This is a genomic window from Duganella fentianensis, from assembly GCF_964031615.1.
GTDB lineage: Bacteria > Pseudomonadota > Gammaproteobacteria > Burkholderiales > Burkholderiaceae_D > Rugamonas > Rugamonas fentianensis_A.
On record NZ_CAXIQN010000021.1, the window covers coordinates 70,172 to 82,951 of the forward strand.

General features: G+C 56.3%; 8 protein-coding genes, 1 tRNA gene and 1 pseudogene. All 10 read right to left on the bottom strand.

Annotated elements, in window-relative coordinates:
- Positions 1 to 177: 177 nt before the first annotated feature.
- Entirely contained in the window at positions 178 to 4,413 is a 4,236-nt protein-coding gene (rpoC, locus tag ABNT42_RS17065; protein WP_348698965.1) for a DNA-directed RNA polymerase subunit beta', read from the bottom strand.
- Between the two features lie 87 nt (positions 4,414 to 4,500).
- The gene (gene rpoB / locus ABNT42_RS17070; protein ID WP_348698967.1) at positions 4,501 to 8,607 is read right to left on the bottom strand and encodes a DNA-directed RNA polymerase subunit beta; all 4,107 of its coding nucleotides are present in this window, start codon (positions 8,605 to 8,607) and stop codon (positions 4,501 to 4,503) included.
- A 319-nt stretch (positions 8,608 to 8,926) separates the two neighbouring features.
- Positions 8,927 to 9,304 carry a 50S ribosomal protein L7/L12 gene (gene rplL / locus ABNT42_RS17075; RefSeq protein ID WP_155436696.1) on the bottom strand — a complete coding sequence of 126 codons (378 nt, stop codon included), beginning with the start codon at positions 9,302 to 9,304 and terminating at the stop codon, positions 8,927 to 8,929.
- A 93-nt stretch (positions 9,305 to 9,397) separates the two neighbouring features.
- Complete coding sequence (gene rplJ, locus ABNT42_RS17080; protein WP_161035989.1) at positions 9,398 to 9,925, bottom strand: 50S ribosomal protein L10; 528 nt, start codon at positions 9,923 to 9,925, stop codon at positions 9,398 to 9,400.
- A 254-nt stretch (positions 9,926 to 10,179) separates the two neighbouring features.
- Entirely contained in the window at positions 10,180 to 10,875 is a 696-nt protein-coding gene (rplA, locus tag ABNT42_RS17085; protein ID WP_161040874.1) for a 50S ribosomal protein L1, read from the bottom strand.
- Positions 10,876 to 10,877: 2 nt separating this feature from the next.
- Complete coding sequence (gene rplK, locus ABNT42_RS17090) at positions 10,878 to 11,309, bottom strand: 50S ribosomal protein L11 (protein WP_348698969.1); 432 nt, start codon at positions 11,307 to 11,309, stop codon at positions 10,878 to 10,880.
- Between the two features lie 124 nt (positions 11,310 to 11,433).
- Complete coding sequence (gene nusG, locus ABNT42_RS17095; protein WP_155436700.1) at positions 11,434 to 12,063, bottom strand: transcription termination/antitermination protein NusG; 630 nt, start codon at positions 12,061 to 12,063, stop codon at positions 11,434 to 11,436.
- Positions 12,063 to 12,446: a preprotein translocase subunit SecE gene (gene secE / locus ABNT42_RS17100; protein WP_348698972.1), complete on the bottom strand. Its 384-nt coding sequence runs from the start codon at positions 12,444 to 12,446 to the stop codon at positions 12,063 to 12,065. The genes nusG and secE overlap by 1 nt, the downstream gene beginning before the upstream one ends.
- A gap of 36 nt (positions 12,447 to 12,482) precedes the next feature.
- A tRNA-Trp gene (locus ABNT42_RS17105) sits at positions 12,483 to 12,558 on the bottom strand.
- A 65-nt stretch (positions 12,559 to 12,623) separates the two neighbouring features.
- A pseudogene (locus ABNT42_RS17110) lies at positions 12,624 to 12,780 on the bottom strand (elongation factor Tu); the annotation flags it as partial.

Here is a 12,780-nt window from a genome sequence, read left to right on the forward strand (position 1 = left end):
CCAACCACCCGGGGTCAGGTCGGGCAAAGTGCAGGGGTCAGGTCGGGCGTTGGTGCGTCCTTTGCGTTTTCTCAAAAACTGCACTTTGCCCGACCTGACACCTGCATCTTGCCCGACCTGACCCCAGGGTAAAAAAAAACGGCACCCGAGGGTGCCGTTTTCATTTGGTCGCGAGGATTACGCTTCGCCGTCTTGCGGGCTGACGACTTCGCTGACGTCTGCTTCGCTGCTAGCAGCCATGGCTGCTTTCTCGGCGGCCAGCAGAGCTTGACGCTCTTCGACTTCCCACTGCTCTTTCTCTTTGCGAGCGCGGTGGAAGGCCAGACCGGTACCGCCAGGGATCAGACGACCCACGATGACGTTCTCTTTCAGACCACGCAGACCGTCGCGTTTGCCCATGATGGCAGCTTCGGTCAGCACGCGGGTGGTTTCCTGGAACGATGCGGCCGAGATGAAGGAGTCGGTCGACAGCGATGCTTTGGTAATACCCAGCAGTACGTTTTCGTAGGTTGCTGGCAGCTTGCCATCTTTGGTGACGCGATCATTCTCTTCCAGCAGTTCGGAACGCTCAACCTGCTCGCCGACGATGTAGTCGGTGTCGCCAGCATTGACGATCTGAACACGACGCAGCATCTGACGTACGATCACTTCGATGTGCTTGTCGTTAATCTTCACGCCCTGCAGACGGTACACGTCCTGCACTTCGTCCACGATGTAGCGGGCCAGTGCTTCGATACCCAGCAGACGCAGGATGTCTTGCGGATCGGCCGGGCCGTCCACGATCATCTCGCCCTTGTTCACCACCTGGCCGTCGTGCACCAGCACTTGCTTGTCCTTGGTAATCAGGAACTCGTGCTTGTTGCCGTCCATGTCGGTGATTTCCAGACGCTGCTTACCTTTGGTTTCTTTACCGAAGGCCACAGTACCGGTAACTTCCGCCAGCATACCCGCATCTTTCGGCGAGCGTGCTTCGAACAGTTCGGCTACGCGTGGCAGACCACCGGTAATGTCTCGGGTCTTCTGCGATTCGGTCGGGATACGTGCCAGCACTTCACCCACCGATACTTGCTGACCGTCTTTCACCATGATCAGCGCGCCCACTTGGAAGCCGATCGACACTGCGTGTTCGGTGCCGGCGATCTTCACTTCGTGGCCATCGTCGTTCAGCAGTTTTACCTGCGGACGCATGGTCTTGGTCAGCGAACCGCGACGTTTCGCGTCGATTACCACCAGGGTAGCCAGACCGGTTACTTCGTCCACCTGACGGGCAACGGTGACGCCTTCTTCCACATTCTCGAAACGCACGGTACCGGCGTATTCGGTAATGATAGGACGGGTCAGCGGATCCCAGGTTGCCAGCGCGGTACCGGCTTTGATGACCATGCCGTCTTTGACGATCAGGGTCGCGCCGTATGGTACTTTGTGACGCTCACGTTCACGGCCGTGGTCATCCGTAATCAGCACTTCGCCCGAACGCGAAATGACGATCTGAGCGCCTTTGCCATTGGTGACGTAACGCATGGTCGAAGTGAAGCGGATAGTACCGTTCGACTTGGCTTCCACCGACGAGGCCACTGCTGCACGCGATGCCGCACCACCGATGTGGAAGGTACGCATGGTCAGCTGGGTACCCGGTTCACCGATCGACTGCGCTGCCACCACACCGACGGCTTCGCCAGCGTTGACCAGCAGACCGCGGCCCAGATCGCGACCGTAGCACTTGGCGCACAGGCCGTAGCGGGTGTCGCAAGTCAGCGGGGTACGCACTTTAACTTCGTCGATGCCCAGACGTTCGATCTCTTCGACCATGTCTTCGTCCAGCAGCGTGCCGGCTTCGTACAGGGTAGCCTGGGTTTCAGGGTTGATCACGTCGGTACCAGCCACGCGGCCCAGAATACGGTCGCGCAGTGCTTCGATGACTTCACCGCCTTCAACCAGTGCCTTCATCACGGTACCGTTGGAGGTGCCGCAATCGTCCTCGATCACCACCAGATCCTGGGTCACGTCGACCAGACGACGGGTCAGGTAACCGGAGTTCGCGGTTTTCAGCGCCGTATCGGCCAGACCTTTACGCGCACCGTGGGTCGAAATGAAGTACTGCAGAACGTTCAGACCTTCGCGGAAGTTCGCGGTAATCGGGGTTTCGATAATCGAACCGTCCGGTTTCGCCATCAGACCACGCATACCGGCCAGCTGACGGATCTGGGCTGCCGAACCACGGGCGCCCGAGTCGGCCATCATGTAAATCGCGTTGAACGATTCCTGCGTCGACTTGGTGCCGTCGCGCTTGATGACGTCTTCTACCTTCAGCTGGTCCATCATGGCCTTGCCGACTTCGTCGGAGGTCTTGCCCCAGATGTCCACTACCTTGTTGTAACGTTCGCCAGCGGTCACCAGACCCGAAGCGTACTGCTGCTCGATCTGTTTGACTTCCGACTCGGCGGTCGAAATCAGGGTGACTTTTTGTGGCGGTACCAGCATGTCGTCCACGCAGATCGAAATACCGGCGCGGGTTGCCAGACGGAAGCCCGACTGCATCAGCTGGTCAGCAAATACGACCGTCGCGCGCAGACCGCACTTACGGAAGGAGGTGTTGATCAGTTTCGAAATTTCTTTCTTCTTCAGAGCGCGGTTCAGTACGCTGAACGGCAGGCCCTTAGGCAGAATTTCCGACAGGATGGCGCGACCCACCGTGGTTTCGTAACGGGTCACGGTACGCACGAATTCGCCGGTAGCCGGATCTTTCGGATGTTCCACGATACGTACGGTAATACGGGTGGTCAGTTCTACCTGTTTGTTGTCGTAGGCACGGATAACTTCCGACACGTCAGGGAACAGCATACCTTCGTTTTTCGCATTGATCGCTTCGCGGGTCGCGTAGTACAGACCCAGCACGATATCCTGCGAAGGAACGATGGATGGTTCGCCGTTCGACGGGAACAGAATGTTGTTCGAAGCCAGCATCAGGGTGCGGGCTTCCATCTGTGCTTCGATCGACAGTGGTACGTGAACTGCCATCTGGTCACCGTCGAAGTCCGCATTGAATGCGGCGCAGACCAGCGGGTGCAGCTGGATTGCTTTACCTTCGATCAGCACAGGCTCGAAGGCCTGAATACCGAGACGGTGCAGCGTAGGTGCACGGTTCAGCATGATCGGATGTTCGCGGATCACGTCTTCCAGAATATCCCACACCACTGGCTCTTGAATCTCTACCAGTTTCTTGGCAGCCTTGATGGTCGTAGCCAGACCCATCAGTTCCAGTTTGTTGAAGATGAATGGCTTGAACAGTTCCAGCGCCATCAACTTAGGCAGACCGCACTGGTGCAGTTTCAGCTGTGGACCCACCACGATCACGGAACGGCCCGAGTAGTCGACGCGCTTACCCAGCAAGTTCTGACGGAAGCGGCCGCCCTTACCTTTGATCATTTCAGCCAGCGATTTCAGCGGACGCTTGTTAGCGCCGGTCATGGCTTTACCACGACGGCCGTTATCCAGCAGCGAGTCCACTGCTTCTTGCAGCATACGCTTTTCGTTACGCGTGATGATCTCTGGAGCGCGCAGCTCCATCAGGCGTTTCAGACGGTTGTTACGGTTGATCACGCGGCGATACAGATCGTTCAGATCCGAGGTCGCGAAACGGCCGCCATCCAGTGGTACCAGTGGACGCAGTTCCGGTGGCAGCACCGGCAGCACTTCCATGATCATCCACTCAGGCTTGATGCCCGAACGCTGGAACGCTTCCAGCACTTTCAGACGCTTGGCGTATTTCTTGATCTTGGCTTCGGACTTCGATTCCTTCAGTTCCACGCGCAGGGTTTCGGCATCGCGGTGGATGTCGATCGAGCGCAGCAGTTCACGGATACCTTCCGCGCCCATGAAGGCGGTGAAGTCGTCGCCGTACTCTTCGTACTTGGCGGCGTAATCGTCTTCCGACATGATCTGGCACTTCTTCAGCGGGGTCATGCCTGGGTCGGTCACAACATATGCTTCGAAGTACAGTACGCGTTCGATATCGCGCAGGGTCATGTCCAGCACCATACCGAGGCGCGATGGCAGCGACTTCAGGAACCAGATGTGGGCGGTAGGCGAAGCCAGTTCAATGTGGCCCATGCGCTCACGACGCACTTTGGCCAGCGTGACTTCCACGCCGCATTTTTCGCAGATGACACCGCGATGTTTCAGACGCTTGTATTTACCGCACAGGCACTCGTAATCCTTGATCGGGCCAAAGATTTTGGCGCAGAACAGACCGTCGCGCTCAGGCTTGAAGGTACGGTAGTTGATGGTTTCCGGCTTTTTAACTTCGCCGTAGGACCACGAACGGATTTTTTCAGGCGAAGCGAGACCGATTTTGATCGCGTCAAAGGTCTCGTTCGTCTGTACTTGCTTGAATAGATCGAGCAGGGCTTTCATGTATCACTCCAGGTAGTGATGAATTCTTTAAACTGTCCCGCCGGCGACAGGCCGGCGGGACACGCACTTGTGAACAGGGCTTGCGCCTTAGTTGCGTTCCAGGTCGATATCGATACCCAGGGAACGGATCTCTTTCACCAGCACGTTGAACGATTCCGGCATACCAGCGTCGATCACGTGGTCACCTTTGACCAGGTTTTCGTACACTTTGGTACGGCCGTTCACGTCATCGGACTTCACGGTCAGCATTTCTTGCAGCACGTACGAGGCACCGTAAGCTTCCAGTGCCCACACCTCCATCTCACCGAAGCGCTGGCCACCGAACTGGGCTTTACCGCCCAGAGGCTGCTGCGTTACCAGCGAGTATGGACCGGTCGAACGGGCGTGCATCTTGTCGTCTACCAGGTGATGCAGTTTCAGCATGTGCATCACACCAACGGTCACTTTACGCTCGAAGGCTTCACCGGTACGGCCGTCATACATGGTGACCTGATTCTTCGACGGGGTCATGCCCAGCTTGGTCGCGATCTCGTCAGGGTAGGCCAGATCCAGCATGCGGCGGATTTCCGACTCATGCGCACCGTCGAACACCGGCGTCGCAAATGGCACACCTTTTTTCAGGTTGTTGGCCAGCTTCATGATCTCTTCGTCGTCGAACTGGTCCAGATCTTCCGGACGGCCATTCTCGTTGTAGACGGTAGCGAGGAACTTGCGCATCTCTTCGACTTTGATCTGCTGCTGCAGCATCTCGCCGATACGGATACCCAGACCCTTAGCAGCCCAGCCCAGGTGGGTCTCGAGAATCTGACCCACGTTCATACGCGAAGGCACACCCAGCGGGTTCAGTACCACGTCGGCCGGCGTACCGTCCGCCATGTATGGCATGTCTTCCACTGGCACGATACGGGAAACCACACCCTTGTTACCGTGACGACCTGCCATCTTGTCGCCCGACTGCAGACGACGTTTCACGGCCAGGTAGACTTTCACCATCTTCTGCACGCCAGGTTGCAGTTCATCGCCCTGGGTGAGTTTCTTGCGCTTCTCTTCGAAGGCCAGATCGAACTGGTGACGCTTCTCGTTGATCGATTCCTTGATCGCTTCCAGAGCGGTAGCAGCGGTATCATCGGCCGGACGGATGTCGAACCAGTGATATTTATCCAGATCATCCAGGTATTCCTTGGTGATCTTGGCGCCTTTGGCCAGCTTCTTCGGACCGCCGTTGACCACTTGGCCGATCAGCATTTTTTCCAGACGCTGGAAGGCATCGCCTTCCACAATACGCATCTGGTCGTTCAGGTCCAGACGGAAGCGTTTCAGTTCATCGTCGATGATCTGCTGGGCGCGTTTGTCGCGCACGATGCCTTCGCGGGTGAACACTTGCACGTCGATCACGGTACCGACCATGCCCGAAGGCACGCGCAGCGAGGTGTCTTTCACGTCCGAAGCTTTTTCACCGAAGATGGCGCGCAGCAGTTTTTCTTCCGGCGTCAGCTGGGTTTCACCTTTCGGCGTCACTTTACCGACCAGCGTGTCGCCAGCCTGTACTTCCGCACCGATGTAGACGATACCGGACTCGTCCAGACGAGCCAGCTGGTTTTCCGCCAGATTCGAGATATCGCGGGTGATTTCTTCCGCGCCCAGCTTGGTGTCACGGGCTACCACGGACAGCTCTTCGATGTGGATCGAAGTGTAGCGGTCGTCTTTCACCACGTTTTCCGAGATCAGGATCGAATCTTCGAAGTTCAGACCATTCCATGGCATGAAGGCCACGGTCATGTTCTGGCCCAGAGCCAGTTCGCCCAGGTCGGTCGATGCGCCGTCGGCGATCACGTCGCCTTTCGCCACACGGTCACCGCGCTTGACGATAGGACGCTGGTTGATGTTGGTGTTCTGGTTGGAACGGGTGTACTTGATCAGGTTGTAGATGTCCACACCGACTTCGCCAGCTTGCGCTTCGTCGTCGTTGACGCGGATCACCACACGGCCTGCATCGATGTAGTCCACGATACCGCCACGGACGGCTTGTACGGTGGTACCCGAGTCGACTGCCACAGTACGTTCGATACCGGTACCGACCAGCGCCTTTTCAGGACGCAAGCAAGGTACAGCCTGACGTTGCATGTTGGCGCCCATCAGTGCACGGTTCGCGTCATCGTGTTCAAGGAACGGAATCAGCGAAGCTGCCACGGAAACGATCTGGCCAGGCGCCACGTCCATGTACTGGATGCGCTCTGGGGAAACCAGAATGGTTTCGCCGGCTTCACGTGCGGAGACCAGCTCGTCGCACAGGATGCCGTCATCGTTGATCGAGGCATTCGCCTGCGCGATGATGTAGCGGCCTTCTTCGATGGCCGACAGATAATCGATCTGGTCGGTAATCTTGGAGTCGATCACTTTACGGTACGGGGTTTCCAGGAAGCCGTATTCGTTCAGGCGGGCATACAGTGCCAGCGAGTTGATCAGACCGATGTTCGGACCTTCAGGCGTTTCGATCGGGCACACACGGCCGTAGTGGGTCGGGTGCACGTCGCGCACCTCGAAGCCGGCGCGTTCGCGCGTCAGACCGCCAGGGCCCAGAGCGGAAACACGGCGCTTGTGGGTGATTTCCGACAGCGGGTTGGTCTGGTCCATGAACTGCGACAGCTGCGAGGAGCCGAAGAATTCGCGGATAGCAGCGGAGATCGGTTTCGAGTTGATCAGGTCGTGCGGCATCAGGTTGTCGGCTTCAGCCTGACCCAGACGCTCTTTCACGGCGCGCTCAACGCGTACCAGACCGGCGCGGAACTGGTTCTCGGCCAGTTCGCCCACGCAACGTACACGACGGTTACCCAGGTGATCGATATCGTCCACTTCGCCGCGGCCATTGCGCAGCTCAACGAGGATCTTGATCACGGCCAGCACGTCTTCGTTCGACAGCGTCATGGCACCGGTCAGTTCATCACGGCCGATACGGCGGTTGAACTTCATGCGGCCCACGGCGGACAGGTCGTAACGGTCGGCGCTGTAGAACAGGCCGTTGAACAGGGCTTCTACCGAATCTTCCGTTGGCGGTTCGCCAGGACGCATCATGCGGTAGATCGCTACGCGCGCTGCCATCTGGTCAGCGGTGTCGTCGATACGCAGGGTTTGCGAGATGTAGGCGCCCTGATCCAGATCGTTGGTGTACAGGGTCTGGATTTCAGTGATGTTGGCTTCGCGCAGGCGGGCCAGTACGTCTTCGGTCAGCTCGTCATTGGCGCTGGCCACCACTTCACCGGTTTCCGGATCAACGATGTTTTTCGCCAGTACGCGGCCCAGCAGGTAGTCTTCTGGTACCGAGATGAACTTGATGCCGTTAGCTTCGATGTCGCGCACATGCTTGGCATTGATACGCTTGTCTTTCAGGACCAGCGTTTTGCCTTCTTTGTTGACGATGTCGAAACGGGCTACTTCGCCACGCAGGCGCTCGGCGACGAATTCCATCTCTGCGCCTTCGGAACGCAGGTTGAAATTATCGAACACGAAGAAGTTAGCCAGAATCTGCTCGTGCGACATACCGATCGCTTTCAGCAGGATCGTCACAGGCATCTTACGACGACGGTCGACGCGGAAGAACAGGATGTCTTTCGGATCGAACTCGAAGTCCAGCCACGAACCACGGTAAGGGATGATACGGGCCGAGAACAGCAGTTTGCCGGAGGAGTGGGTCTTGCCGCGGTCGTGTTCGAAGAACACACCAGGCGAGCGATGCAGCTGAGAAACGATTACGCGCTCAGTACCATTGATCACGAACGAACCGGTGCTGGTCATCAGGGGCAGTTCGCCCATGTAGACTTCCTGTTCCTTCATTTCTTTGACGACTGGCTTGGTCGGCGATTCCTTGTCCAGGATCACCAGACGTACCTTGGCGCGCAGCGGCGACGCGAACGTCAGACCACGCAGTTGGCATTCCTTGACGTCAAAGGCAGGATCGCCCAGAACGTACGACAGGAATTCGAGACGCGCAAAGCCATTGTGCGAAACGATAGGGAAAATCGAGGTAAAGGCCGACTGCAGGCCGTCGTTCTTGCGGGTCGACGGTGCTACGTCTTCTTGCAAGAAACTATGGTAGGACTCGAGCTGGGTAGCCAGCAGGAACGGAACGTGGTGAACGTTGGCGCGCTTCGCGAATGATTTGCGAATGCGTTTCTTCTCAGTAAATGAGTAGTGCATGGACACTCCGTGAGTGACAGAAAGGATAAAAAATTCAGGTTTTGCCTGTGTCACCAGTGCCGATAGCCCTAGTTCAACAAGGTGTTCGGCTGCATGTCACACAGACGAAACCTGAAACTTCTACCATTTCCAGCTGATTTCAATAAACTGCGTACCACTGTAGCGCGAAACCGACGCTACAAATACGACGAGGACGACAAAGGAGCCAAAGCCGGATATTCCCCCTTTCGGAAGGATATCCGCAACTTTGGCTCGGTGGGGCCAGTCAGTTTACCAGAGTATGATACTCCAGCGCCCTGCCGGCCGCCGTACAACTTGATTACTTCAGATCGGCCTTGGCGCCAGCTTCTTCCAGCTTTTTCTTAGCGGCTTCAGCGTCAGCTTTCGACAGAGCTTCTTTAACGGTCTTCGGTGCGCCGTCAACCAGATCTTTAGCTTCTTTCAGGCCCAGACCGGTGATTTCGCGAACTGCTTTAATTACGCCAACTTTGTTTGCGCCAACTTCGCTCAGAACCAGGTTGAACTCGGTTTGCTCTTCAGCAGCAGCGCCACCAGCAGCTGCGCCGCCAGCTGCAGGAGCTGCCATTGCTGCGGCCGAAACGCCGAATTTTTCTTCGAAAGCTTTAACCAGTTCGTTCAGGTCCATTACGGACATTTCGCTCACTGCGTTCAGGATGTCGTCTTTGCTAATTGCCATTTGAAACTCCAATAATTTTTTGATTCGTTAATACATCAGATAGCTACTTGAGAAAAAAACCCGGCAGCACTCACGCTGCCAGCGCGTAATGAATTACGCTGCTGGGGCTTCTTCTGCTGCAACAGCAGGAGCGCCTTCGGATTTTTTCGCTGCCAGAGCAGCCAGACCACGTGCAAAGCCCGACACCGGAGCCAGCATAACGCCCAACAGCTGCGAAATGAGAACTTCACGGGAAGGAATGCTCGCCAACGCGACAACAGCAGCTTTATCCAGCTGTTTACCTGCGTAGTTACCAGCCGTGATAACCAGTTTGTCGTTGGTTTTAGCAAAGTCAGCGACGACTTTAGCTGCTGCAACGGCGTCATCCGAGATCGAGTAGATCAGCGGACCGGTCATGCTGTCGGCCAGAGGGGCGAATTGCGTGCCTTCGACGGAGCGACGAGCGAGGGTGTTTTTCAACACTCGCAGGTACACGCCTTGTGCGCGCGCTTTAGCACGAAGTTGCGTCAAGTGAGCAACCTGGATGCCACGATATTCGGCCACGACGATAGTTTGCGCAGTTGCTACTTTTGCGGAAACTTCGGCAACAACGGCCTTTTTGTCATTCAGATTGAGACCCACGGTCAACCTCCTTAAATGATGGCGGGAAATCCTGCCATCGGTTCGAACAACGGCGTCCGAGGTTTAGGAGTCCTATGGACTACGAAACTTGATCGGGTACACCATCTGCGCTGGGTGAAACTCAATTAACCGGATACCTACCTGATGCATCCAGCCCAGCGGTCTTTGATTGCCTGATGCTGCTTGACAGCAGCACCAGCCCAAAGAACTGCCCCCTGCCGCGCGACGGCGACCGGAGGACTTAATTTTGTAACTTAAGCTACCAGAGTAGCTTGATCCAGACGTACGCCTGCGCCCATGGTGGACGACAGCGATACCTTGCGCAGGTATACACCTTTGCTCGATGCTGGTTTAGCTTTGTTCAGTGCGTCGATCAGAGCCAGCAGATTGCTCTTCAGGTCTGCGTCGCTGAACGATTTACGGCCGATGGTCGCGTGGATGATACCGGCTTTGTCGGTACGGTACTGTACCTGACCAGCTTTGGCGTTCTTCACAGCGGTTGCCACGTCAGGGGTCACGGTGCCAACTTTCGGGTTAGGCATCAGACCACGTGGGCCCAGGATCTGACCCAGGGTACCAACGATACGCATGGTGTCTGGCGAAGCGATAACGATGTCGAAAGGCATGTCGCCGGCTTTGACGCGCTCAGCCAGGTCTTCCATACCAACGACGTCAGCGCCAGCAGCTTTAGCTTGCTCAGCTTTGTCGCCCGAAGCGAACACAGCAACGCGAACGGTTTTGCCGGTGCCAGCTGGCAGCACGACGGAACCACGCACTACCTGGTCCGATTTCTTAGGATCAACACCCAGTTGTACCGACACGTCGATCGATTCGTTGAACTTGGCGGTAGCCAGTTCTTTGATCAGAGCAACGCCGTTGTCGAACGAGTACGATTTGGTGCCATCAACTTTGGCTTTGATAGCTTGAGCGCGTTTGGACAGTTTTGCCATGATTACAGACCTTCCACCGTGATGCCCATCGAACGAGCCGAGCCAGCGATGGTGCGTACAGCAGCATCCATGTCAGCAGCGGTCAGATCTGGGGTTTTCAATTTAGCGATTTCTTCCGCTTGAGCGCGGGTCAGCTTACCGACTTTGTCGGTATGTGGCTTGGCCGAACCTTTGGTGATGCCCGAGTGCTTCTTGATCAGGAAGGTTGCTGGTGGGGTCTTCATCACGAAGGTGAAGGACTTGTCAGCGAACGCGGTGATCACGACAGGAATCGGCATGCCTGGTTCCATACCTTGGGTCTGCGCATTGAAAGCTTTGCAGAATTCCATGATGTTCAGACCGCGCTGACCCAGTGCTGGACCAATCGGTGGGGATGGGTTTGCTTTACCAGCTGGCACTTGCAGCTTGATAAAACCAATGATTTTCTTTGCCATGATGGCTCCTATGCTTTGGAATGAGTAGTAGCGCCCCACCATGCGCATTCTGCAGGGCGGGGCTCCTCTTTTGCCAGATTTGTCAGGTTTTTACACCGTCGCCCGTTCTGGCGAACGGTGCTGCTTATACTTTTTCTACCTGACCGAATTCCAGTTCGACTGGAGTGGCGCGACCGAAAATGGTAACCGAGACACGCACTTTCGATTTCTCGTAGTTGACTTCCTCGACAGCGCCGTTGAAGTCGGTGAACGGACCGTCCTTGATGCGGACATCTTCGCCCACCTGGAACAGCACTTTCGGCCGTGGCTTCTCGACGCCATCCTGCACTTGCTGCATGATCTTGTCGATTTCGCGCGCCGGAATCGGCGTCGGCTTATTCGATTTGCCGCCGATGAAGCCGGTCACTTTGCTGGTGTTTTTCACCAGGTGCCAGGTTTCGTCGGTCATTTCCATCTCTACCAGCACATAGCCAGGGTAGAAGCGGCGTTCGGTGACATACTTCTGGCCATTACGGACTTCGACCACTTCTTCGGTCGGCACCAGAATCTGGCCAAACTGGTCCTGCATGCCGGCGCGTTCTACACGCTCAGCCAGCGCACGCTGGACGCTTTTTTCCATGCCGGAATACGCATGTACAACATACCAGCGCTTGTTGCTCACTGGCGTGCTGATTCGCGCTGCGCCAGCTTCTTGCGCCGAAGCGTCGCCGTTACCGGAGACGCCCATTGCTTCATCTTGCACATTTTCGCTCATTATTTTCGTATACCCAGAATGACGTCGTACAACAGGAATTCGAGAGTCTTATCCGTGCCCCACAGGAACAACGCCATAATCAGCACGAAGGCAAACACGATGCCGGTGATCTGGGTCGCTTCGCGACGGGTAGGCCACACAACTTTTTTCGTTTCGCGAACGGATTCTTTAGCGAAATTCAGGAATTCACGGCCAGTCGTCGAGGTCCACAAGATCACAGCCGCAATAGCCAAACCAGCTACAAGCACACCTGCGCGTGCCAGAGCTGGTTTGTCTGCCAGGTAATAAAACCCGACTACACCTGCGATTGCAGCGACTATCGCCAGTGCAACCTTGATCTTGTCATTCGACGTGCTAACAGTCTGCACGGATTGATTTGACATGTAATTTTACTTTCGGTGCCCTGCACCAGAATTCGGTGGCAGGGACGGAGGGCATCGAACCCCCAACCTTCGGTTTTGGAGACCGACGCTCTGCCAATTGAGCTACGTCCCTACGTAAAACTTTAAAGGATATCGATTATACCACCGGATATGCTCCGGTGGTAGTGCGGCCTATCCTTAGCCGATGATCTTGGCAACCACGCCGGCGCCAACGGTACGGCCACCTTCGCGGATTGCGAAGCGCAGACCTTCTTCCATAGCGATCGGGTTGATCAGCTTAACGGTGATCGACACGTTGTCGCCTGGCATAACCATTTCTTTATCGGCTGGCAGC